This is a genomic window from Croceivirga sp. ABH4_376, assembly GCF_056160685.1.
In genome coordinates, this window is the sequence record NZ_JBSWXQ010000007.1 from 78876 (window position 1) to 103671 (window position 24796).

General features: G+C 36.7%; 26 protein-coding genes. 7 read left to right on the forward strand and 19 right to left on the reverse strand.

Translation table 11 applies throughout. The annotated features are described in order from the left end of the window. Window positions 1-97: 97 nt before the first annotated feature. From ACXAGS_RS13745 to ACXAGS_RS13755, 3 genes are read right to left on the reverse strand one after another with little or no spacing between them, the layout of a single operon-like run. A complete protein-coding gene (locus ACXAGS_RS13745; RefSeq protein WP_474907554.1) occupies window positions 98-1054 on the reverse strand; it encodes an AAA family ATPase in 957 nt (318 codons plus the stop codon). A gap of 4 nt (window positions 1055-1058) precedes the next feature. Further along, entirely contained in the window at window positions 1059-2450 is a 1392-nt protein-coding gene (locus ACXAGS_RS13750; RefSeq protein ID WP_474907556.1) for a peptidylprolyl isomerase, read from the reverse strand. Beyond that, the gene (locus tag ACXAGS_RS13755; RefSeq protein ID WP_474907558.1) at window positions 2434-3315 is read right to left on the reverse strand and encodes a peptidyl-prolyl cis-trans isomerase; all 882 of its coding nucleotides are present in this window, start codon (window positions 3313-3315) and stop codon (window positions 2434-2436) included. Before ACXAGS_RS13755 ends, ACXAGS_RS13750 begins: the two co-directional genes overlap by 17 nt. Window positions 3316-3427: 112 nt before the next feature. Here ACXAGS_RS13755 and ACXAGS_RS13760 point away from each other — a divergent pair, with 112 nt between their 5' ends. The 4 genes from ACXAGS_RS13760 to aqpZ are packed head-to-tail and all read left to right on the forward strand — an operon-like array spanning window position 3428 to window position 6082. Continuing rightward, on the forward strand, window positions 3428-3883 hold the full coding sequence (locus tag ACXAGS_RS13760) for an SRPBCC family protein (protein WP_474907559.1): 456 nt from the start codon (window positions 3428-3430) through the stop codon (window positions 3881-3883). 3 nt (window positions 3884-3886) lie between these two features. After that, the gene (locus tag ACXAGS_RS13765) at window positions 3887-4141 is read left to right on the forward strand and encodes a hypothetical protein (protein ID WP_474907561.1); all 255 of its coding nucleotides are present in this window, start codon (window positions 3887-3889) and stop codon (window positions 4139-4141) included. Between the two features lie 8 nt (window positions 4142-4149). Next, window positions 4150-5286 carry a serine hydrolase gene (locus ACXAGS_RS13770; protein WP_474907563.1) on the forward strand — a complete coding sequence of 379 codons (1137 nt, stop codon included), beginning with the start codon at window positions 4150-4152 and terminating at the stop codon, window positions 5284-5286. Between the two features lie 58 nt (window positions 5287-5344). Then, entirely contained in the window at window positions 5345-6082 is a 738-nt protein-coding gene (gene aqpZ, locus ACXAGS_RS13775) for an aquaporin Z (RefSeq protein WP_474907564.1), read from the forward strand. Here aqpZ and rimO read toward each other — a convergent pair. Further along, complete coding sequence (gene rimO / locus ACXAGS_RS13780) at window positions 6033-7340, reverse strand: 30S ribosomal protein S12 methylthiotransferase RimO (protein ID WP_474907566.1); 1308 nt, start codon at window positions 7338-7340, stop codon at window positions 6033-6035. The two genes, aqpZ and rimO, sit on opposite strands and share 50 nt — an antisense overlap. 123 nt (window positions 7341-7463) lie before the next feature. On the opposite strand from rimO, the gene ACXAGS_RS13785 reads away from it, so the two are divergent. Then, entirely contained in the window at window positions 7464-8567 is a 1104-nt protein-coding gene (locus tag ACXAGS_RS13785) for a serine hydrolase domain-containing protein (protein ID WP_474907567.1), read from the forward strand. Here ACXAGS_RS13785 and ACXAGS_RS13790 read toward each other — a convergent pair. The 13 genes from ACXAGS_RS13790 to recR form a co-directional block, all read right to left on the reverse strand. Then, the gene (locus tag ACXAGS_RS13790; RefSeq protein WP_474907569.1) at window positions 8564-10249 is read right to left on the reverse strand and encodes an amidase family protein; all 1686 of its coding nucleotides are present in this window, start codon (window positions 10247-10249) and stop codon (window positions 8564-8566) included. The two genes, ACXAGS_RS13785 and ACXAGS_RS13790, sit on opposite strands and share 4 nt — an antisense overlap. A gap of 69 nt (window positions 10250-10318) precedes the next feature. After that, on the reverse strand, window positions 10319-11092 hold the full coding sequence (locus ACXAGS_RS13795; RefSeq protein WP_474907571.1) for an SOS response-associated peptidase: 774 nt from the start codon (window positions 11090-11092) through the stop codon (window positions 10319-10321). A 10-nt stretch (window positions 11093-11102) separates the two neighbouring features. After that, a complete protein-coding gene (ftsY, locus tag ACXAGS_RS13800) occupies window positions 11103-12059 on the reverse strand; it encodes a signal recognition particle-docking protein FtsY (protein ID WP_474907573.1) in 957 nt (318 codons plus the stop codon). 157 nt (window positions 12060-12216) lie between these two features. Then, complete coding sequence (locus ACXAGS_RS13805) at window positions 12217-12369, reverse strand: DUF4295 domain-containing protein (protein WP_010519935.1); 153 nt, start codon at window positions 12367-12369, stop codon at window positions 12217-12219. 8 nt (window positions 12370-12377) lie between these two features. Further along, entirely contained in the window at window positions 12378-12560 is a 183-nt protein-coding gene (gene rpmG, locus ACXAGS_RS13810) for a 50S ribosomal protein L33 (RefSeq protein WP_010519934.1), read from the reverse strand. A 14-nt stretch (window positions 12561-12574) separates the two neighbouring features. Beyond that, window positions 12575-12811 (reverse strand): 50S ribosomal protein L28, encoded by a 237-nt coding sequence (gene rpmB / locus ACXAGS_RS13815; protein ID WP_010519933.1) that lies wholly within the window; start codon window positions 12809-12811, stop codon window positions 12575-12577. 72 nt (window positions 12812-12883) lie between these two features. Then, entirely contained in the window at window positions 12884-14131 is a 1248-nt protein-coding gene (locus ACXAGS_RS13820; protein ID WP_474907575.1) for a competence/damage-inducible protein A, read from the reverse strand. A 23-nt stretch (window positions 14132-14154) separates the two neighbouring features. Next, window positions 14155-14493: an Hpt domain-containing protein gene (locus ACXAGS_RS13825; protein ID WP_474907577.1), complete on the reverse strand. Its 339-nt coding sequence runs from the start codon at window positions 14491-14493 to the stop codon at window positions 14155-14157. After that, window positions 14494-15105, reverse strand: coding sequence for a fumarylacetoacetate hydrolase family protein (locus ACXAGS_RS13830; RefSeq protein ID WP_474907578.1), 612 nt, complete (start codon window positions 15103-15105; stop codon window positions 14494-14496). Between the two features lie 2 nt (window positions 15106-15107). Then, window positions 15108-16022 (reverse strand): carboxypeptidase-like regulatory domain-containing protein, encoded by a 915-nt coding sequence (locus tag ACXAGS_RS13835; protein WP_474907579.1) that lies wholly within the window; start codon window positions 16020-16022, stop codon window positions 15108-15110. A gap of 3 nt (window positions 16023-16025) precedes the next feature. Then, window positions 16026-16802 carry an exonuclease domain-containing protein gene (locus tag ACXAGS_RS13840; protein WP_474907580.1) on the reverse strand — a complete coding sequence of 259 codons (777 nt, stop codon included), beginning with the start codon at window positions 16800-16802 and terminating at the stop codon, window positions 16026-16028. Window positions 16803-16848: 46 nt separating this feature from the next. Then, a complete protein-coding gene (locus ACXAGS_RS13845) occupies window positions 16849-18198 on the reverse strand; it encodes a dihydrolipoamide acetyltransferase family protein (protein ID WP_474907582.1) in 1350 nt (449 codons plus the stop codon). A 79-nt stretch (window positions 18199-18277) separates the two neighbouring features. After that, a complete protein-coding gene (recR, locus tag ACXAGS_RS13850; RefSeq protein ID WP_474907583.1) occupies window positions 18278-18898 on the reverse strand; it encodes a recombination mediator RecR in 621 nt (206 codons plus the stop codon). Window positions 18899-18965: 67 nt separating this feature from the next. Between recR and ACXAGS_RS13855 the strand changes: the two genes are divergently transcribed. Continuing rightward, a complete protein-coding gene (locus tag ACXAGS_RS13855) occupies window positions 18966-20426 on the forward strand; it encodes a sodium:solute symporter (protein WP_474907584.1) in 1461 nt (486 codons plus the stop codon). Here the strand turns inward: ACXAGS_RS13855 and ACXAGS_RS13860 are convergent. Both ACXAGS_RS13860 and ACXAGS_RS13865 read right to left on the reverse strand, forming a co-directional pair. Continuing rightward, window positions 20423-20782 carry a CoA-binding protein gene (locus ACXAGS_RS13860; protein ID WP_474907585.1) on the reverse strand — a complete coding sequence of 120 codons (360 nt, stop codon included), beginning with the start codon at window positions 20780-20782 and terminating at the stop codon, window positions 20423-20425. The two genes, ACXAGS_RS13855 and ACXAGS_RS13860, sit on opposite strands and share 4 nt — an antisense overlap. Before the next feature lie 340 nt (window positions 20783-21122). Next, a complete protein-coding gene (locus ACXAGS_RS13865) occupies window positions 21123-22130 on the reverse strand; it encodes a 3-oxoacyl-ACP synthase III family protein (protein ID WP_474907587.1) in 1008 nt (335 codons plus the stop codon). 246 nt (window positions 22131-22376) lie between these two features. Between ACXAGS_RS13865 and ACXAGS_RS13870 the strand changes: the two genes are divergently transcribed. Continuing rightward, window positions 22377-24791, forward strand: coding sequence for a S9 family peptidase (locus ACXAGS_RS13870; protein WP_474907589.1), 2415 nt, complete (start codon window positions 22377-22379; stop codon window positions 24789-24791). Window positions 24792-24796: the final 5 nt, after the last annotated feature.

Below are 24796 nucleotides of genomic sequence, written 5' to 3' on the forward strand. Positions count from 1 at the left end.
CAGTTTGGTTTATCTAAAAAACACTAGCTACAAAAATACTAAAACCCATCACATACTATACAGTAGTATTTTGTGATAAATTTAATTTAGAACCATTCTAGCCCAATAAAGTTGTGATGATATAATCTTCGGTAATACCTTCTGCTTCGGCTTTGTAATTTTTAAGGATTCTATGCCTTAATATACCATGTGCCACAGCCTTAACATTTTCTATATCTGGAGAAAATTTGCCATGAATTGCAGCATGTGCCTTTGCGGCCAGAACTAAATTTTGTGAAGCCCTAGGACCAGCTCCCCAATCTACGTACTCTTTTACAATTGTAGCCGCTCCGTCTAAATTGGCTCTTGTACTATTTACTAAGCGTACGGTATAATCAATTACATTGTCGGCAATTGGGATTTTTCGTATCAAATTTTGTACGGCTATAATTTCTTGAGCAGAAAAAATGGCATTGACCACATTATTGCTTGCTCCGGTTGTAGATTTAACCACTGCAATTTCTTCTTCTACACTTGGGTATTTAAGTTCTATGGCGAACATAAAACGGTCTAATTGCGCCTCAGGAAGTGGATAGGTACCTTCTTGTTCTATAGGATTTTGAGTAGCCAAAACAAAATAAGGTAAATCCAAAGCATAACGTTTACCGGCAACGGTTACCGCTCTTTCTTGCATGGCTTCTAATAAAGCTGCTTGGGTTTTTGGAGGTGTTCTGTTTATTTCGTCTGCTAATATGATATTACCAAAAACAGGCCCTTTAATAAACTTGAAGTTGCGGTTATTATCCAGGACTTCACTACCCAATATATCACTAGGCATTAAATCTGGAGTAAACTGAATTCTCTTAAAATCCAACCCCAAGGTTTGCGCTATCGTATTAACCATTAAGGTTTTTGCCAAGCCTGGCACCCCAATTAATAGGGAGTGACCACCGGTATATATAGAAAGTAAAATTTGCTCAACAACATCGGTCTGGCCAATAATAACCTTCCCTATTTCTGCTTTTAATTGTTGGTGTTTGTGTACTAGATTCTTTACCGCTTCTACGTCTGACATTTAGTTACTTTTTAAGCCAATTATTGGCAAAATCACAGTTTTGATTTCCATCATCTACATGTATGTAGGTATCTTCAATCTTTTCTGTCATCCACTTTTTAATTGCCTTTAATTGCTTTTCTCTTAACGCCAATTCTTGAATTTTCATATAATCTTTGGCAAAATCTGCCTTGTGCTCATCATACCTATTGGTAATCTGTAATATTTTAAAAGTTGGAGGCCCTCCTCTAGGATCATCTTCTTTAATAGGATATGAAATTTCACCATCCTTTAAATTACGCACTTGGTTATATAAAGTTGGATCCATGTTTGTAAGCTCAAACTTAGAATCGTAATTAATTGGGTTACGTAGCAAACCACCATCAAATTTGGTTTCTTTTTCATCAGAAAAATTTCTTGCAGCCTCCGCAAAGGTATATTTACCTTCTAAAATTTGCTTTCTTATGGTATCTAATTCTGCCATGGCCTTCTTTTTTTCCGCATCAGATACTTCTGGCACCATTAGTATGTGGCGTAAATCTCTTTCTTGACCTCTAATCTTTTCAATATAAATTATATGGTAACCAAAAATAGTCTTAAAGGGATCAGATATTTCTCCTTCTTGCAAACTAAAAGCCACATCTTTAAATTCTTTAACAAACCCTGTTTCCCTTGTCATAGTGTAAAAACCGCCTTTGGTCTTAGAACCTGGATCTTGGGAGTATAGAATTGCCTTTACGCTAAAACTGGCTCCGTTTTCTTCAACATCCTGTTTTATTTCTTTTAGACGATTAATTACCGTTTGCTGCTCTTCCTTACTTGCCTCTGGCGCCTTTACAATTTGAGAAATTTCTAACTCTGCACCAAAAACAGGTCTTTCGTCTTCTGGAATCTTGTAAAAGAATTGCCTAACCTCTTCTGGTGTTACCTCTATTTCTTCAACAATCTTAGTCTGCATCTTTTCAGATAACATTCTAAGCTTGTTTATTTCGAATAGCTCGTCTTTAAAAGATTTTAAATCGGGCTTGTTATAATAGCGCAGCATTTTTTCTACACTACCTATTTGTTGTGATAATTGTTGTATTTGCCTATCACTATTGGCATTTACCTGATCATCTGATACCAACAAACTATCTTGTACGGCTTGATGGGCATATAGACGATCTTCCATTAATTTACCCAATAGTTGACAATGGGTTATGTCTTCTGTAGCAGCCCCTTGACTTTTTAAATCGATAAGGGTTTTTTCTACATCGGAATCAAGAATTACATAGTCGCCAATTACAGCGGCAATACCGTCTAATTTTTTATAATTTTTTGGCGCAGTTACCGAATCTGCAGAAGCAGTTTCTTGGGCTAAGGCCACCCCCATCATCAATCCCATTACTAAGCCTAAAATGCTATTCTTCTGGTTCATATGTTTGAAAATCTTTGTTTTTGACCGCTTGGTCCAATATTTCGGTTTCTAATTTTTTCTTAAGCGCAAGCCTTCTCCTGTTCAGAATTATTTGCTTAATGTTTGGTTTAATATAAGATAACGGTGCTATATCATTAACCATGAGCACCTTATTCACTTTTCCCAAATATACCGCTAAGGAATCTTCTAGTTCAAAGAATTGTGAATTCTTTAGATGTTTATCCTGATTTTCTGAGTCTAAGGGTGCAATTTCTGAGATTAGTCTTGTAGCACTAACCCAAATAGAATCGTTAAAATGGGCTTTTTTAAATTGTACCCCTATAGAATCTAAAAACTGCTTATCCTCAACATTAAAGTTCTTGAGCCGTTTTTCTACCTCTTCTTTATTTAAAAATTGAGCATTTAAAACAACAAATCTAAGTTGTACCAATTTTTCGTCTAACTTGAAATTGTCTTTTTGCTCCTCGTAAAATTTTGCTAATTGTGCATTGGTTACCGTTGTATCCATCTCTTTTTGCACCAATGCTTCCAAATAGGCCCGGGTATATAGGTCTGCACGGTATTCCTCTACCAATCTATCGTATTCTGCTATTTGATTTTCAGGTAAATTAATTTTAGACCTATCCATAAACAACTGTTTAGTTGCCCAATTCTGGATATAACTATTTATTAATGCCGCACTATCTTGGGGGCTCATGTCTTTAGTAACTAAATCGGCAACGTCTGCCTTGTACAAATAAACATCACCCACACGCGCAATGGCGTTTTCCTCCTTATCTTTTTTAAAGAGCGAATTGCATGAGCATAACAACAAAGTAGTAGCTAGTACTCCCCAAAAACCAATATTTTTTTGATTAAATGGCATTTGGCAAAAATAACAATTCCTTAAAGTGGTGCAAGAGCAATACGTTTCATTAACAGATTTTTGGGGTGCACTTTAAAATCATATCTTAGTAGAAGAACCTAACATGACTAAAATGGAGTACACAACTACAGTGGAAATTAACCTACCTCGAGACCAATTTTTAGCAATTTTAACCAATGAAGAAAACATGAAACATTGGATGCGCGGCCTGGTTTCTTACGAACGGTTATCTACCAATCCCAATACAGAAGGAGCCAGAACCGCCTTCAAATTTAAAATGGGAAAACGAGAAATGGATATGGTCGAAACAATTTTAAAGCTAAATTTCCCAGAAGAATTTTTTGTTGCCTATGATTCAAAAGGTGTTCATAACGTACAAAAGAATTATTTTGAAGAAAAAAACGGTAAAACCGTCTGGTCTTCTAAAAGTGAATTTAAATTTGATTCTTTTATGATGAAAACTATGGCCTTTTTAATGCCTGGGCTTTTTAAAAAACAAAGCAGACAATATGCTGACGATTTTAAAAACTTTGCAGAAAAAGGGATTTCGGTTTTAGATAAGGAGTAATATATGAGTGCAAACCTACTTGACAGAACTATTAAATTAATTTGGGATTTTAAAGGTCCGGCAGCCGCAAAAACCGCAGAGCATTACCTTATCCACCTAAAAGAATACATAGACCAAGAAGAACTAAAATATAATATTTATAATGTTGAACATGTAAGTGATACGCATAGCTTGGTTTATTTAGTAGTGGCTGAGTTTGAAATGCCACAAGTAAGGGATAGCCTTAAGCCTCACAGGGGACAACTTTACCAACTTTAATTGTTCTTATGCGTAGCATCCTTATATGGGTTTTAGGTCTTATAGTCTGTTTTGGTTGCAAACAGAAAACCCCAGAAGAAAATTTCTTGGACATAGCGCTTAAAAGCGAGCATGCGGCAATAAAAAAAGTGGTAGAACATATAGATGCCCATGAAATTCAGATTAGATATACCAGAATTAATCGTGAAAAAGATTCTATTTCTTTCAAAGATTTTGATTTTAACGTAGATAGTACCTTTTACTTCTATCCCGCTAGTACCATTAAATTTCCAGTAGCAGTAACAGCTCTTGAAAAATTAAACCAGATTGACACCCTAAATCTGGATTCAACTTTTTTTATTGAGGGAGATACCACCATAACATCCTTTAGAACAGCCATAAATCAATTGTTTGCAATAAGCGATAACGCTGCTAATAACAGATTAATAGAATTTGTAGGCTTTGATGCAATTAATAAACAGATAAAGGATAGAGGAATACAGCCCTTTAGGATTTCTCACAGATTAGCTACAACAGATGCAGATAATCCAACTACCAAACCTTTAATAGTTTTGACATCGGACAGTCTATTACATATTACTAAACCTTTAATAAGCAATAGGCCAAAGGCGCTAGAATTGAAAGGAATAAAAAAGGGTAAAGGTTATATGGTTGAAAACGAGCTTTTTGCAGAGTCTTTTGATTTTTCATTGAAAAATCATTTTCCAATAGCCTCTCAAAATGAACTGATTAAAAGAGTTTTTTTTCCTAACGCTTATAGCCCAGAACAACAATTACAGCTAACAGACCGGCAACGAGATTTTTTAATTGATGCCATGAGGCTATTTCCATTTCAACAAGGTTATGATAGGAGTATTTATTACGATAGTTATGTAAAGTTTTTTCTATTTGGCGATTCAAAAGAACCTATACCAGAAACCATTAAAATACACAACAAGGTTGGGTATGCCTATGGCACCTTAACAGACTGCGCCTACATAGTGGACTTAAAAAACAATATAGAATTTATTTTGAACGCGACCATCTTGGTTAATAGCAATGCAATATTTAATGACGATACCTACGAATACGAAACCGTAGGCATACCTTTTCTAGCACAATTGGGTAGGGAAATTTATGAGTTAGAACTAAACAACAGAAAATAAATGTGACCAATTTCTTACAAGTGTTTCTAAGAATATAAAAGATAGATATTTAAGAAGCATGAAAAAGCTAGTTGCAGAATTTATAGGAACTTTTTGGTTAATTGTTGGTGGTTGTGGAACCGCAATATTTGCCGCTTCTAATCCAGATATGGGTATTGGCAAAATAGGTATTGCTATAGCATTTGGTTTAAGCCTTATAACCATGTTCTACAGCATTGGCCATTTATCTGGTTGCCATTTAAACCCAGCGGTTACTTTAGGGTTAGCGGCTGCAGGAAAATTTAATCCTAAACACGTACCAACCTACATATTGGCCCAAGTCTTTGGGGCTATAACCGGAGCTGCGCTTATATACCTAGTTGTGCTGGGCAAGGTTGGATACCAAATAGGGACTTTTGCCGCCAACGGATACGAAGAAAACTCACCAGAAGGTTATTCCATAATTTCTGCCTTTATTACAGAGTTGGTCATGACCTTTATTTTCCTATTTATAATACTAGGTGCCACATATGAAAAAGCACATAAGGCATTTAGTGGTATAGCCATTGGGCTAGGCCTTACTTTAATTCATTTGGTTAGCATGCCTATAACAAATACCTCAGTAAACCCTGCCAGAAGCTTAAGCCAAGCTTTATTTGCAGAAGGAAATTGGGCTTTACCGCAATTGTGGTTATTTTGGGTTGCACCAATTTTAGGAGCCCTTTTGGCCGGTGCTTTTTATCAATTCTTATTTAATTATGACCCAATTAAATCGTACAAGGTTTCCCATAAAGGTCAAAATCCGCAGCTTCGGTAATGGTAATTTGCGTATAGTCTCCAATTTTTACATAATGGTCTCTAGCATCTATTAACACCTCGTTATCCACGTCTGGGGAATCAAATTCAGTTCTACCCACAAAGAAATTACCTTCTTTACGATCAATGATACATCTAAAAGTCTTACCTACTTTTTCTTGATTAAGTTCCCAAGAAATCTGAGATTGTATTTCCATTATTTCATTGGCTCGCTCTTGTTTAATAGCCTCCGGCACATCATCTTCCAAAGAGTATGCATGTGTATTTTCTTCATGACTGTAAGTAAAACAACCCAATCTTTCAAAACGCATTTCCTTTACCCAATCTCTCAAAATTTCAAAATCTTCTTGTGTTTCTCCCGGGTAGCCTACAATTAAAGTAGTACGTATGGTCATATCTGGCACAGCATTCCTAAAATCTTGCAACAATTTTGTGGTCTTTGCCTTGGTGGTACCCCTGCGCATACTTTTCAAAATTGGGTCTGCAATATGTTGCAGCGGTATATCTATATAATTGCAAACTTTTGGCTCGCGTTTCATTACTTGTAAAACATCCATAGGAAAGCCAGTAGGAAAAGCATAATGTAACCGAATCCATTCTATTCCTTCTACCTTTACCAATGCTTCTAATAGCTCCGCTAGATTTCGTTTTTTGTATAGGTCTAAGCCATAGTAGGTAAGATCTTGGGCTATCAATATCAGTTCTTTTACCCCTTTAGCGGCAAGCTTTTCAGCTTCTTCCACCAAATCTTCAATTGGTGTACTTTTATGCTTACCACGCATTAAGGGTATTGCACAAAATGAACATGGCCTATCACAACCTTCCGCTATTTTTAAATAGGCATAATTTTTAGGTGTGGTGGTTAAGCGTTCTCCAATTAATTCATGCTTATAATCTGCACCCAAAGCTTTTAAAAGAACAGGTAAATCACTTGTTCCAAAATATTGGTCTACATCTGGTATTTCTTTTTCCAAGTCTGGCTTGTACCGCTCACTTAAACAACCGGTTACAAACACCTTATCTACAGCACCCTCTTCCTTCTTTTGAACATATTCCAATATAGTATTTACGCTCTCTTCCTTGGCACTACCAATAAATCCGCAAGTATTGATCACAACTACATTACCTTCTTCTTCATGAACCACCTCTTTATTGTTGGCCTTTAATTGCCCCATTAAAACCTCAGAGTCATAGACATTTTTACTACAACCTAAGGTAACTACATTAATCTTGTTCTTTTTAAGAGACTTTGTACGCATAATTTCTTTAAATGGAGGGCAAAAATACAACAGAAGCTTACAATTGAGGGTTTTTGCACCATAATTCTTTGAATTACTCGTTAAACCATAGCAGATAACCGCTGTCTAATAAAAAAATAATTCATGATAAAGCATTTGTTAGTACTTCTGAGTTTGGTGACCTTAATTTCTTGCTCCACAGATGGAATGGATACCGTTTCCGAAAACAATCCGGATGAAACTACAACAGCAACCGAGCTTTATTTTCCATCTATCACAAGTGAAGATTGGGAAACCGTTAGTGAAACGGAATTAAATTGGGACACCAACGCAGGCACGGAATTACAAACTTATTTAGAACAACAAAACACCAAAGCCTTTATAATTCTTAAAAATGGTAAAATTGTAAACGAATGGTATTTTAATAATTTTAAAGCAGACGATTCTTGGTACTGGGCCTCTGCAGGTAAAACACTAACCGCCTTTACCGTTGGCATAGCCCAAGCAAAAGGCTATTTAGCTTTGGCTGATAAAAGCAGTGATTACCTAGGCACAGGATGGACTTCTTTAACCAAGGAACAAGAAGATAAAATTACTATTGACCATCAACTTACCATGACCTCTGGTATGGATGAAGATGAATTTACTTGTGTTACCCCAGACTGCCTAACCTATATTGCAGACGCAGGAACAAGATGGGCCTATCATAATGGTCCTTACACCCTGCTACAAGATGTTGTGGCAAACGCAGTTGCAACCAATTATACTTCTTTCTTTAATACGGAACTAAAAACCAAAATAGGAATGGACGGTTTTTGGCTAAATACAGATGCAACCAATAACGTATATTTTAGTACGGCTAGAAGTATGGCTCGTTTTGGTCTTTTAATCTTAAATAAAGGTACATGGGCAGAAGATTCTATACTTGAAGACCCTACTTTTTTCGAAGCCATGACCACAAGCTCTCAAAACCTAAATCCAGCCTATGGCTATTTGTGGTGGTTAAATGGTAAAAGCACTTCTATGTTACCATCTAGCCAAGAGGTATTTAATGGATCACTTATTACTACTGCCCCAAACGATCTTATTGCCGCTTTAGGAAAAAACGACCAAAAAATTTATGTTGTACCCAGTGAAAATCTAGTAGTAATACGTCTTGGAGAAGCAGCAAATGCCGAAAATTTCGCACTTTCGACCTTTGATACGGATTTGTGGCAACTACTTTCTAACTATATGGATTTAGATTAATCCCTGTACGCTTTCGGTAGTAATCTGGCCTGCATAAAATCTTCCAAACTTTTTGCTATAATTAGTAATTGGGGCTCAGCTAAAGGTTGCCCTATTAAAGTTAAGCCAATTGGCTCCCCAGAGTTTTTATACCCCATTGGCAAGGTTAACGCTGGATATTTTGCCACAGCAGCATAACCTGCATGATAATTATTGATAGACAGGATGGCATCTAATTCTTGCCCATCCAAAGATGTATCAAAGTAACGCCTGGCTTCTTCTTGCAAGTTCAATTTAATTTCTTCTAAATCCTCAATAGTTGTACTATCTACTAAAATACCTTCTAAACGGGCCTGTCCATATGGCATTCTTACCGCAGAATCTTTACGATTAAATGCCACTACATCTTCTACGTTTTTAATAGTTACGGCATCTTTTGAACGCACTTCAGCCTTAATATAGGCCGGCAGGTCGTTTTTCATATCTAAATTTAGAATACTTAAAAAACCATTAAGTTGAACTTCTGGTGGTGTAATCTGTATAATTTTAGCGCCGGCTGCCTTTAATTGTGCTATGCGTTCCGCATAAATACTATCTTGATCAATTAATGCAGCTATTGCCCCAATTCTCAAGTTTTGTAATGAAGTAACTTCTGTTTCTAATAATTGCTTACCAGAGAATACATGTTGTTTTGCTTTTGAATCTTTGGTGTCATAACCCATCATCGCCGATAATAAAATACTATTATCAGTAACGTTTCGCGTCATAGGTCCAGGGGTATCCAAGGTACTAGAAATAGGCACTATTCCCGTTCGGCTTAGCACCCCTATTGTAGGTTTTAAACCTACCACTGAGTTTTGACTACTTGGAGACAATATAGAACCAGATGTTTCCGTACCCACTGCAGCAATGGCATAACCAGCAGCAACAGCGGTTCCACTACCAGCACTTGAACCACCTGTTTCAAAAATTCTTCTACCATATGGATTCAGGGTTTGCCCACCAATTGCACTATACCCAACAGGGCAACCATCGCAGAAAAAATAAGCCCACTCGCTAAGGTTTACCTTACCTAAAATAAGGGCGCCTTTTTCCTTTAATTGCTTAACAATAAAAGCATCTTCCGCATAATTTTCTTTTAAAGCTATTGCACCAGCCGTAGTAGGCAAACCTGTAAAACCAATGTTATCTTTTAATAAAATTGGCATTCCATATATAGGGTGTTCCCCATCTGCATTTGGTTTTAGATTTCTAGCCTGCTCCAAAACCTCTTTATTAAGTGCAATGACCGTATTTAGGGTAGTACTATTATCCAGTTCAAATTTGTAGATGCGATACAAATAAAATAGTACCAATTCTTCATAAGAGAATTTCCCTTCTTTTATGGAAGCTTGTATACTTGGAATGTCTTGTTCCAAAATCATTGGCTTCAAAGCTTCATACTTAGCGGCAGATAGGTTGTTCACTTCTTCGTATAGCGGATTAAAAACATCATTCTTATCCAATACTTTAGATTGAATCAATTTATAGCGCATTCGTGGATTCTCGTGCGCTGCATTAGCTGCAACTTCGATTGAATCATCATAAGGTTGCCATAGCGTAACTTTCGCCGAATTGTTAGTTGACTTATTTTGGTTACAGGACAGTAAAAAGGAGAAAAAAAATGCAGCCAGTACCACACTGCAACTTGTAGCATATTTCATTACGTTCGGTTAATTAAATTAGTCTATACCAAGATAAGGCATTCCTAATTAAGGGACAGAAATTGAATTTTATAAGAATGCAAGTGCCAGCTCTGGATATTCAACCGCGTCTGAAATGGAAGGTATATTTCCGGCGTATGCCGCACCTCTTAATTTAGCTACGGAACGGTAAACAAATTCTTCTTCTGGTTTTGGTTTTAAAAGGCGGGCTATTTTTTCGGATATAACATGCTCATCTTCAATTTGTAACCAATCATTAGCTTCACTTTCATTTAAAATTAAGGGCATTCTAGGGCCGTTTAGCCTTGGGTTGTTGTGAATACGTTGCAACAAATTATTTCCCTTGGTGGTTACTATTGCAAATGTTACCCATTTCTTTCTAGATTCTGGATGCAACCAAACATCAAAAATACCCGCAAAACACATGGGTTGTTCACTTTTTAAACTGATGTAAAAAGGATAAGCTTGCTTATTTAAGTGATGGTGTTCGTAAAAACCGTCTACATAAACTAAGCAACGATTACTCAACGTAGGTTCTCTAAACGAAGCTTTTTCCAATAAGGTCTCGGCTCTTGCGTTTATTGTTTTATTCCAAATACTTGTTTGTTGCGCTAAATTTGTAACCCATTGTGGAACCAAACCCCAGGTAGCTACAATAGGCATGCTGGGTGTTTGGGACGGATAAATTAACATTTTTGGATGTTGAAACCCAGAAGCATGGTACAGTGGCAAATCTGTTAACGGTGCAAGTTTTTCTTCAATTTCTAATAATGCCTTATCATCGCCATGACGTTTAGCGCGCTTTAACTGGGTTTTTAATTGCGCTTTAACATCATAACACATACCTAACCAGCTATATTTTAAAGAAAGAGTCTACAAACTCATACTTATTAAAAACCTGTAAATCTTCTATCCCCTCTCCTACACCAATGTACTTAACAGGAATTTTAAATTGGTCAGAAATACCTATTACTACACCTCCCTTTGCGGTACCGTCCAATTTGGTAACCGCCAAGCTGCTAACTTCCGTAGCCTTAGTAAATTGTTTTGCTTGTTCAAATGCATTTTGCCCTGTAGAACCGTCCAATACCAATAATACGTCATGTGGTGCGTCTGGTACAACTTTTTGCATAACACGCTTAACTTTGGATAGCTCATTCATCAAGTTTATTTTATTATGCAAACGACCAGCGGTATCTACCAGAACCACATCTGCGTTTTCTGCTACAGCAGAATTTAATGTATCAAAAGCAACAGAAGCCGGGTCACTACCCATTTTTTGCTTAATAATAGGCACATCCACACGTTCTGCCCAAACCTCTAATTGATCTATAGCGGCTGCCCTAAAGGTATCGGCTGCACCTAACACCACTTTTTTACCTTGCTTTTTAAATTGATAGGCCAATTTACCAATGGTTGTTGTTTTACCTACACCGTTTACACCAACCACCATAATTACATGTGGTTTTTTAATTGTAGGTATACCAAAATCTTTAGCCTCACCACTATTGGTCTCTGATAAAAGACCAGCAATTTCTTCCCTTAAAATTTTATTGAGTTCTTCTGTACCAAGGTACTTATCTTTTGCAACGCGCGCTTCTATGCGCTCTATAATTTTTAACGTAGTATTTACGCCAACATCCGAGGTTACCAAAACCTCTTCTAGGTTATCTAAAACTTCGTCATCTACCTTAGATTTACCCGCTACGGCCTTAGACAGTTTTCCTAAAAAGCTACTCTTACTTTTTTCAAGACCTTTATCCAAGGTCTCTTTCTTGTCTTTAGAAAAGATATTTTTAAATAAACTCATAGATGTTTCAAAAGATGCTCAAATATAGGAAAGTAAGCCCATAAAATTATGTTTTTACTTAGCATACCGTAAATGGTTTGGTAAACTTTACCTATTACGCATAAAAAAACCGCCTACGTAAAATACGTAGGCGGTACTATATATAGAAGTTTGTGTCCTATTTACTGTTTAACCAGTCGTTCACCAATTCTGGTGCCATTACAGACTCAACAAAAGTGTAAGCTCCTGTTTTAGGAGACTTTACCATTTTAATAGCTTTTGTTAATCTTTTTGAACTACTTTGTAGTGATGCTACCGTCTTCTTAGCCATGGCCTAAATTATTTAATTTCTTTGTGTACAGTCATACGCTTAAGGATAGGATTAAATTTTTTAATCTCTAACCTGTCTGGCGTGTTTTTCTTATTCTTGGTAGTAATGTACCTAGAGGTACCTGGCTGCCCAGAAGTTTTATGCTCCGTGCACTCCAATATAACCTGAATTCTATTTCCTTTCTTTGCCATCTCTTACCCGTTTTTTACTTAACAATTCCGTTGGCTCTCATGTCTTTAATAACAGCGGAGATACCTTTCTTGTTAATAATCTTGATACCTTTTGAAGAAACGTTCAATGTTACCCATTTATCTTCTTCAGGGATGTAGAATTTCTTTTTGAAAATATTAGCGTCAAATCTTCTTTTCGTTTTATTGATAGAGAAGGACACGTTGTTTCCAAACATCACCTTTTTTCCTGTAACTTCACAAATTTTGGACATCTCCTTAAATTTTGCTTGATTTTATTGAGGCTGCAAATTTAGATATTTCTTTTAGACGTACAAAATTCTAACTCAGAAATTTAAAATTTCTTTTTGCAAAAGCTGAAAAGCCTTACCTACAGCCTTCTCCACTACTCTCTCCCTTGGGCTCCCAAAGTTAAATTTATGGGCACTAACGCCATTTGGGCTACCTATAGCTATAAAAACGGTACCTACCTCTTCATCAGAATCGCCTTTAGCGGGTCCTGCATTTCCAGTTGTAGCAATACTAAAATCTGTCCCAATTAGCTCTTTTACCTGCTTTGCCATGGCAATGGCGACAGCCTCGCTGACCACGGAATGTTTTTCTATTACTTCAGCAGCTACGCCCAATACTTTAATTTTAGTCTCAGTAGCGTAACTAACCACACTACCTTTAAAATAATTAGAAGCTCCAGGTATGGCTGTAATCAACTCGGCCAATCTACCCCCTGTAAAACTCTCTGCCGTAGAAAGTGTAAATCCTTTTGCTTTTAGCTGGCTTCCTATTTTAGCTTCAATTACACCATCCTCTTCTTCTCCTTGAATAATATCTCCAATTAAACGATAGAGCTTCTCTACTTGTTTCTGAAGATTGGCATGTAATTTAGTCTCATCATTACCAACACTGCTTAAACGCAACCTAACTTTACCCAAACTAGGTAAGTAGGCCAGTTTAATATCAGAAGGGAGTTTGTTTTCCCATTCAGCTATACGTTCTGCTATGGCACTCTCTCCCAAACCATAGGTATTTATGGTTCTATGGGCAATGTAAGGCCTTTTAAAAGAACGCACCAATCTAGGCAGTACTTCCTCCTCCATAATTCCTTTCATTTCAAAAGGGACACCGGGCATGGAAACAAAGACGGAGCCATTCTTTTCTAACCATAATCCAGGAGCCGTACCGTAGGTGTTTTTGAGCACTTTTGCCTTGGATGGCACCATGGCTTGCTGCCGGTTCATATCACTTATAGGTGTGGAAATGTATTTTTTAAATAAGGCTTCTACGTGTTTTAAGACCTGATTATCTTGAACCAATGTATCCTTAAAATAGTCGCAAATAGCATGTTTGGTAACATCGTCCTTTGTTGGCCCTAAACCACCAGTAACAAGCACCACCTGAGCACGTTTATTGGCATTTTCAAAAGCCTCTAGAATGTGTTCTTTAGTATCTTGTATGGACGTTATTTGATATACAGATATGCCTATTTTATTGAGTGCCTTACTCAGGTAAACCGAATTGGTGTCTACAATTTGACCTATTAATATTTCATCACCAATGGTAATGATTTCTGCTTGCATGGAATCTAGGCTTTAAAGGCAGATTATATTGAAAAGTCTGTTTTTAGCTCTACCACCACTTGCTCCACATCTTGCTTAAGTAGTGGAAATTTAGTTCTAATTTCCTCTATGCTACCTTGGTTTTTACCCAGTGTTTCTAAATCCAATGCATTAGCTCTTGTTGGCTCCATTCCCAACAAATCTACATTGGGTTTTATCTTATGGGCCATTTTTCTAATTTGCTCAAAATCCTGACGCTCAATTGCTGCTTCTAACGCAGCCAAATCCTGTGGTACTTCTTCTAAAAATACCGTTACTACAGAAACGATGAAGTCATTGTCCCCATCCGCCATCTCATTAATCTTATCCAGACTGTATATCATCTATTTAACGTTGATTGCAAATATTTTTTCTTGTTCAATAAAACCTTCAAGATAATCATTAGGCGCCACTTTTCCAACACCGGCAGGTGTACCGGTAAAAAGAACATCCCCTTTCTTTAACATGAAAAAAGTAGACACATAAGCAATTAACTCATCTATCTTCCACAACATCAAAGCCGTGTGGCCATCTTGCACCAAATCTCCATTCTTGAGTAATGAAAATTTAAGGTCGTTTAAATTGTTAAAATCTTTTTTAGGTAACCATTTACCAATTACTGCAGCTCCATCAAAACCTTTTGCTTTTTCCCAAGGCAATCCTTTTTCCTTTAATTGCGATTGCAAATCCCTAGCCGTAAAATCTATACCCAGACCAACCTCATCATAATATTTGTGGGCAAACTGTGGTGAAATATGCTTACCTACCTTTTTTATTTTTACCAAAATCTCTACTTCATAATGCACGTTATTAGAGAATTCTGGGATGTAAAAATCTTGTTCTTTTGGTAGAACAGCAGAATCAGGTTTAATAAATATTACCGGGTCTTTTGGGCGCTCATTATTCAATTCTGCAATATGGTCCGTATAATTTCTACCAATACAAATTAGTTTCATGTTTACTTTTTAAGTTTTTGATTCACTTTTAAACTCAACGCAGGAATTAAAAATTGATTATTTTCTTTTGACTGTACTTTAAAAGGGCGCCATTCGCCCATACCATAAACATACAACTTAAAATTACTGTTTTTACTGTATACCCCGCCAAAAGTTGGCGCAAAACGATCCTCTATTCTTGGTTTATTCGTTAGGTTATCCTTCTCGTCCTTTTTATACCAGTTATAAGGGATAAATAGCCACTCCAAGCCAACAAAAACACCTTCTGTTGGCATTTTCAACTTTAAATCTGAAATATTTATGGTAGTATATTCCTTACCTTTTATAGCTTCTAACAAGATGCTTTTACGAAGCAAATCTTCTTTTGGAGTTTTCGTCACGGGATCCACGGTAAAAAACCGCAATCTAAATTTTGCGCGTTCTCGAGTAAATTCTTGTCGCTCCCTAAAAAAAACGGTTACGGACTCTAAATACTTTTTGGCCGCCCCAATATTAGGAAAATACAAAGCTAGAATCCAAGGTGTAGAAGAAGCATCAAAACCGCTTTTTATGGCATAACTACTTATTGGGTTATATGTTTTTGAATCACCAAAATTACCAGACAAGATTACTTCATCCAGTTTCATGGTGGTCTCCGTTAACTCTACCTTTTTGTTCTGGTAAACCATTTTTCCTAAAAGCGTGGTATCTTGATACCCCAGAGAGGATATATGCACCTTCTTTGATAGCAGTTCTCTTGGAATGGTAATACTAAAGCCCCCATTTTCATCTGTAGAAGTACCTACAAGCGTATTTAGAAAACTAATGTTAACATAGGGTATTGGGTCTTTTGTGACCACATCTATTACAGAACCTTCAAAATCTATCTCTTGTGCCGTACAAGAAAGACCTATTAGAAAGAAAATAAAAAGCCGCATCTATTAAGCAAGCTTATTGTTAAAAGCACTTAATTTAAGCTTGGTTAAAACTTTTTTGGTATACAAGGGAAAGTCGGCATTCATGATCCAACCATAATAACCTGGTTCTTTCTCTAACACTTCTGCCACCTTTTTTCCTTTATGCTTACCAAAAGAAAAAATGGGTTCTCCTTTTTTGTCCTTTGCAATAAAGCCCGCAAAATCCAAGGCTTGTTTTCGGGTGGTAAATTCAGATAATTTCTTAACGTTATTTTCCAATTCTGGATAACGGTCTAGCTGTGCCAATAGCACTTCATAGGTAGCCATGGTATCGGCTTCCGCAGAATGTGCATCTTCTAAATTTTTATCACAATAAAACTTGTAGGCCGCACCTAGTGTTCGCTTTTCCATTTTATGAAATATGGTCTGTACATCAACACTGACCATATATTTCATATCAAAATCTACTTCTGCCCTTAACATTTCCTCTGCAAGTAATGGAATATCAAAACGATCCGAATTAAATCCACCCAAATCACTATCCCTAATCATGGCATATATATCCTTTGAAAGCATTTTAAAGGTGGGCTCGTTAGCTACCTTTTCATTAGAAATACCATGAACGGCCACCACCTCTGCCGGAATTTCCATTTCAGGATTTACCAGCCATGTTTTGCTTTCCTTATTACCGTTTGGATATACTTTTAATATGGATATTTCTACAATACGATCTTTGGCAACGTTTGTGCCAGTTGTTTCCAAATCAAAGAAACAAATGGGCTTGGTCAAATTCAATTCCATCTAAAGTGCGTTTAATGCCACAAAGATAATGGGATTTGTGGGACTATTAAATCTCCCTATTTAGGTCCCAAGATTCTAAATAATCTGCAACCGCTTTTACAAACATACCCCCTAAAGCACCATTTACCACTCTATGGTCATAGCTATGACTTAAGTACATTTTACTACGTATACCAATTAAATCGCCTTCTGGAGTTTCAATCACCGAAGGAATTTTTCTAATTGCCCCCAAGGCCAAGATCCCTACCTGAGGTTGATTGATAATTGGCGTTCCAAAAACACTACCAAAACTACCAATATTAGTAACCGTATAGGTACCATCTTTTATCTCATCTGGTTTAAGTTGATTGGCCCTAGCGCGGTTTGCCAAATCATTTACGGTTTTTGCCATACCTACCAAATTTAACTGGTCTGCATTTTTAATAACCGGAACTATAAGATTACCATCTGGCAAGGCTGCTGCCATACCTAGGTTGATGTTTTTCTTTTTAACTACCGCATCTCCATCTACACTAATGTTGATAAGCGGATATTTTTTTATAGCCATGGCTACCGCCTCCATAAATATCGGCGTAAAGGTTAATTTCTCTCCTTCCCTTTTCTGAAAAGCATCTTTAACCTTATTACGCCATGCTACTACATTGGTAACATCTACCTCAATAAAACTTTGTACATGGGCCGATGTAGCAACGCTATCCGTCATGTGTTTTGCGATTAATTTTCCCATTCTGCTTAACGGTATGATCTCATCGCCATCTTTTATTGCTACAGGTGTTTGTGTTGATGCCGATTTTGTAGATGTAGCAACCTCCTCTGTAACCACTTTTTCTTTGGCGGTTGTTTTTGACGTAATTACGGGCTGTGAAGGTTGTTTTTTCTTTGCCTCTACATATTCAAGAATATCGTTCTTAGTAACACGACCCTCTTTCCCTGTTCCAGATATGGCATCTAACTCTTCTAAACTCACGCCTTCTTCCTTAGCTATATTCTTAACTAAAGGTGAATAAAACCTGTCCGATTCAGAATAATCTTCAGAAGAATCAGCAACTGTTTCCTGTACCGAACTCATTTGCTCCTCTAGCTCTTTTGCCGTGTCTACAACGTCTTCCGCTACAACATCTTCTGTACTATCCGCTTGTTCGTCAATAACATCGGCATCTGTTTCTATAATGGCAACAACATCACCAACCTTAACCACATCATCAACATCAAATAGCTTCTTTACCAACTTACCCTCATGTTCGCATGGCACTTCAGAATCCACTTTATCCGTAGCCACCTCAAAAACAGCTTCGTCCATTTCAATGGTATCTCCTATTTCTTTAAGCCAAGAGGTTAATGTAGCTTCTGCCACACTTTCTCCCATTTGCGGTAATTTAAGTTCGTATTTTGCCATATCTGTAATTAGAATGTGGTTTTATGTCTTATTTTTGCAAAAATAGCATTTTTAAAGCTATTTTATTAATTATTATGTATTAATTTGATTTTAAAGAATTTTCAAAAGGTACGCGATGAAGAATACTTCTTCCTAACGTTACTTCATCGGCATACTCAAGTTCGTCCCCAATAGCTATGCCTCTTGCTATGGTAGAAGTTGTTACCTGCATACCTTCTAACTGCTTATAGATATAAAAATTTGTGGTATCACCTTCCATGGATGCACTTAAAGCGAAAATCAATTCTTTAACCTCACCTTTTTTTACTTTGGCAACTAAAGCTGGTATTGTCAAATCTTGCGGCCCCACACCTTCCATGGGTGATATTTTTCCGCCTAAGACATGATAATGACCTTGAAACTGAGAAGTATTCTCTATAGCCATAACATCCCTAACGTCTTCTACTACGCATATAATACTACGGTCCCGTTTTGGATTAGCACAAATTTCACATAACTCAGTATCAGAAATATTATGACAGTTTTTACAGAAATTAATTTCGTCTTTTAGCTTTACCAATGCATTGGCCAAATGGTAGGTTTGTTGCTCTGGTTGTTTCAATAAATGCAATACCAAACGCAAGGCGGTTCTTTTACCTATACCTGGTAATTGAGACACCTCGTATACTGCATTTTCTAATAATTTAGAAGAAAATTCCATTTTGCAAAATTACAATTTTATCCGCTGCTTAATGTTTTTGTAATTTGCATTTTAAATTGATTTTTTAATGACTGCCATCCAAATTTTACTTTTAATAGCAGCGTACTTTTTTGTATTAATGCTAATCTCCTATTTTACAGGAAAGAACGATAGTAATACCGATTTTTTTAAAGCAGGCAGGCAGTCTCCTTGGTATCTAGTAGCTTTTGGCATGGTAGGCGCCTCGCTATCTGGCGTAACCTTTATTTCCGTTCCTGGCTGGATAGACGGTTCTCAATTTACCTATTTACAAGTGGTGTTAGGCTATTTTGTAGGTTATTTTGTGGTAGCCTACTTGCTTTTACCATTATACTATCGCCATAACCTCACCTCTATTTATGAATATCTATTAAATAGATTTGGACCCAACGCACATAAGACCGGGGCGTTTTTCTTTTTTGTTTCTAGGGTATTGGGGGCAGCTTTTAGATTGTTCTTAGTAGCTATTGTTTTACAACAATTTGTTTTTGATGCCTTTAATATACCTTTTGAATTAACCGTTATTCTATCTATAGTTTTAATTTGGGTATATACCAATAAAGGTGGCATAAAAACTATAGTTTGGACAGATACTTTACAAACCACCTTCATGATTTTGGCCGTGGTATTGTCAATTGTTTTTATTAACAAGGAAATAGGATGGAGTTTTAGTGATTTTTTAGCTTCAGAAGAACTTAAAAACTATAATACAATTTTTCAGTTTGATGACTTTTTAGCGCGTAATCATTTCTTTAAGTCCTTTTTTGGCGGTATGTTCATTACCATTTGCATGACAGGATTAGACCAAGACATGATGCAAAAAAACCTTACTTGCAAAACACTAAAAGATGCCCAAAAAAACATGGTATCCTTTAGTATTGTTTTAGTTGTGGTTACCTTTCTATTTATGCTTTTAGGAGCGCTACTTTTTATTTATGCCAAACAAAATAATATTACCATTCCATTAATGGATGGCAAACCAAAGACAGATTTATTATTTCCAGAAATTGCACTAAATAGTGGTTTAGGCCTTACACTTTCTATTACTTTTATGCTTGGTTTAATAGCGGCCGCTTATAGCAGTGCGGATAGCGCATTAACTTCACTTACCACCTCTTTTTGCATAGATTTTTTGAAAATTGATAAACAACCAGAAGTAAAACAGAAGAAAATTCGTAAACGCACCCATATCTACATGAGTGCCGTATTGGTTGTTGTTATTATTCTATTTAAATATGTACTAAACAGCAATGTAATAGATAGCCTATTAACGGTTGCCGGTTACACTTATGGTCCGCTTTTAGGTTTGTTTGCCTTTGGTATATTTACCAACCATCAAATTAAAGACCAATATGTTTGGCTGGTCTGTACCCTGGCCGTGGTGGTAATTACAAGTTTGGCCAATATAGATGCATCCTATTTAAATGGTTATAATTTAGGTTATGAATTATTACCACTGAATGGACTACTTACCTTTCTAGGGCTATATCTAATTCGTAAAAAAGATTAGTAGGAATTTGTTGCCAACAGAACCAAAGTACATGCAATTTCAACACCTATTCCATTAGCTTTTAACAACTTATAAAAGTCAGGGTTTTCCGTACCTGGATTAAATATTACTTTTTTGGGCAACAAGGCAATGATGTCCAGATAATATTGCTTTTGCCGTTCAGGGTTCATATATAACGTTACAACGTCAATTTTTGGTAATTCATTTAAATTGGTGTTTATTTGCACAGTTCCTACATTTCCCCCTCTTAGGCCAAACGCAACGGTTGGAACGTTTTTTTCTTGCAGGCGTTTAATGGCCACGTTACTATAACGGGAAGGGTTTAATGAGGCTCCAAAGACTAAAGTTCTTTGCATATTTATAAATATATGTTAAATCTTAAATTTAGTCGTAACGAATTAAGTATTCTTACGTCTTAATATAAGTCACAGACTCATTGGTAAGACTGTATTTTTTTATAGTTAATGGTTAGTGTTTAGTATAGCTTATCAATGTATCAAAGCCCCGATTTTTATCGGGGCTTCTTCTTTATTATTATTTCAATTAAAGTGTAACAAAGGTATTTATTGGTCGTCTTTTAAATAGAAGATAACAAATTCTTAAATGGTCTATTGGATATAATGGTTTGGTTGGTTAATTATAACCGATAGGTCTAAATCCCTAGCTTTTCTAAATAGAAAGGCTAGGGTATATTTTTTACCAGCGAATTACCAAGCTACCCCAAGTAAATCCACTACCAAATGCAGCCAAAACTACTAGGTCTCCTTCTTTTACCTTTCCTTGTTCCCAGGCCTCTGTAAGGGCAATTGGTATACTTGCCGCAGTGGTATTACCATAACTCATGATATTATTAAATACCTGATCATCTGTTAATGCAAACTTCTTTTGAATAAATTGCGCTATCCTTAAGTTGGCCTGGTGCGGAATTAACATATCGATATCTTCTGGGGTAAGCTTATTCTTTTTTAGCCCCTCCATAATTACCTCGCTAAAACGTACCACCGCATTTTTAAATACAAATTGTCCGTTCATGTACGGGAAATAGGAGGTATCATCTTGATCGGCATCCTCAATAATATCCGTTACCCAACGTTTGCCCATACCCGGTGCAATCAAGGATAGTTCTTCCGCATGCTGACCTTCAGAATGTAAATGACTAGATAAAAGACCTTTAGTGGTATCTTCTTCCCTACTTACAACAGCGGCACCAGCCCCATCTCCAAAAATTACGGAAACCGAACGACCGCGAGTTGTCATATCTAAGCCCCTACTATGTAATTCTGACCCTATTACCAATATATTCTTGTACATTCCTGTTTTAATGTACTGATCCGCAACGGACATGGCGTACACAAACCCAGAACATTGATTTCTTACATCTAAAGCCCCTACGGTTTTAATCCCCAAATCTCGTTGTACCAAAACCCCTGGACCAGGAAAATAATAATCCGGACTTAAAGTGGCAAAAACAATAAAATCAATATCGTCTTTATCTATACCAGCCCTTTCTATAGCCTGTTTAGCAGCCTTTACCCCCATAGAGGTGGTTGTATCCTTACCTGGCTCTACATGCCTGCGCTCTTTAATACCTGTACGCTCCTGAATCCATTCATCACTTGTATCCATTATTTTGGACAAATCATCATTGGTTACCACATTGTCCGGAACATAATAGCCTAAGCCTATAATCTTTGAATTATACATGTTTTCAATTTAACAATTAACAAGGATTGCACCTTTTAAATTTCAAATTATAAAAAATAAACCGTGCAAATCTAAAAAAGTGCAAATAAATGGAATTAGTTGTTTAACACAAACAAGGTTAAATTAAAAAAGGCATAAATGTTTAATTGTTGTTAAATCAAAAAGTTATCCAAAACCTACCTTATTAATTATTGTATTTTTAGACTCAACCGTAGTAAAATTAAAATCGACTAAAAAACAATTAAAATGAAAAATCTACTATTGTTTCTCTTTCTGTGCTCCTGTATGCTAAGCACAGCTCAAGAGAATTTAAACTACCAAAAACCTTCTAATGAAATTCTAGATTTGGTAGATGCTCCCCTTGCCCCATCTGTACAAATTACCGATGATGGCAAAAACATGCTTTTACTCTACAGAAACCAATACAAAAGTATTGCAGAGTTATCTGAACAAGAGTTAAGGCTTGCAGGCCTAAGAATTAACCCAAAGACCAACATTGGTAGTAGAACCAACTATTACAACAATGTAGAACTTAAACGTATAGATAAAGGTAATACCACAACTGTTAAAGGCATACCCAATAATGCAAGGTTGGCCAATTTTAGCTGGTCTCCAGACCAAACCAAAATAGCCATGACCAATACCACAGAAGTTGGCGTTGCCGTTTGGGTGTTAGATATAGCAACAGCCACAATGAAACAACTTACAGCGGCGACCGTAAATGCCAATATGCGAGATGTAATAAACTGGTTTAAGGATGGCAGTGCTGTTTTGGTTAAAATGCTACCTGAAGACCGAAAACCTTTGATAAATACTGCGGATGCAGTACCAACTGGCCCAACCATTTCTTCTAACGACGGAAAGAAAGCACAAAACAGAACTTATCAGGATTTATTGAAAAACCCTAATGATGAGTTCAATTTTGAGCAATTGGCAAGAGCTTCTCTTTTTAAAGTTAATATGGACGGTACAAAAACGCAGTGGCTACCAGCAGACCTTTATAGTTCTATTAGCTTTTCGCCAAATGGTGAATATGTAATGGTAGTTTCCATAAACAAACCATTTTCCTACTTGGTTACCTATAGCAGGTTCCCTTCTAAAACTACCATTTATAATAAAGATGGCAAATTGGTAAACACCGTTTTGGAAGTACCATTAATTGAAGATTTGCCGCAAGGATTTATGGCTACAAGAACCGGGATGCGTAGTCTTTCATGGCGAAGCGATAAACCGGCAAGTCTTATTTATGCAAAAGCATTAGACGGGGGCGACCCTGCCAATGAGGTTGAATATAGAGACGAAGTATTTCAAGTTGAAGCACCATTTAACACTGAAGGCAAAAGTATCTTAAAAACAATAAATAGGTTTCGTTATATCTTATGGGGTAATGACAATACAGCCATAGCTTATGATTATTGGTGGAACACCAGAAACACCAAAACCTATCTTTTTAACCCTTCTAACAACAACCAAAAGGCTATAATTTTGGCAGATAGAAACTACCAAGATGTATATAGCGACCCCGGAAGTTTTGCCACTAAAAAATCAGCGTTTGGCACCTATACTTTGGCTTTATCCGGTAAAAATGGTTTTTTGTTAGGCGATGGCTACACCAAGGAAGGGCAGTTTCCCTTTGTAGATAAAATGAATTTAGAAACTCAAAAGAAAACACGCTTATACACTTCTAAATTGGAAGGCAAGAAAGAACGTTTGTTAGATTATAATGTAGAAAAAGACGAATTATTGGTAAGGATAGAATCGCCACAAGAGTACCCTAATTACTATTTTAAAAAGTTACAAAAACGAAAGAAAGCCACACAGCTTACAGATTTTGAAAACCCCTATAAAAGTTTACAAAACGTACATAAAGAAGTTATTACCTACAAAAGGGAAGACGGACTTCAACTTAGTGGAACATTATATTTACCCGTTGGGTACGATAAAAATGCCAAAGAAAAAATGCCCATGATTTTATGGGCATACCCTAGGGAGTTTAAAGATAAAAACAGTGCCTCACAAAACACCCAAAACCCTAATGAGTTCACCTATCCTTACTGGGGATCGCCTATTTATTGGGTAACCAAAGGATATGTTGTTTTAGACGATGCCGCTTTCCCTATTATTGGTGAAGCAGACGAACAACCCAACGATACGTTTAGGAGCCAATTGGTAGCCAATGCAAAAGCAGCCATTGATGCGGTAGACAAATTGGGCTATATAGACCGAAATAGAGTTGCGGTTGGCGGTCATAGTTATGGCGCATTTATGGTAGCCAATTTATTATCACATTCAAACCTTTTTGCAGCGGGTATAGCGCGTAGTGGCGCTTACAACAGAACTTTAACCCCTTTTGGATTTCAAAGTGAGGAAAGAAATTACTGGGAAGCCCCAGAAGTATACTATACCATGTCTCCGTTTATGCATGCAGAAAAAATGAAAACCCCACTATTACTGGTACATGGCAAGGCAGATAATAATTCTGGTACATACCCGATGCAAAGTGAAAGATATTTTAACGCCCTTAAAGGGCTTGGTGCCACGGTACGTTTAGTTATGTTCCCTAAAGAAAGTCATGGTTACAGAGCAAAAGAGAGTATTCTACATCTGCTTTGGGAACAAGACCAATGGCTAGATAAATACGTAAAAAATAAAAAGGATTAGTCCCT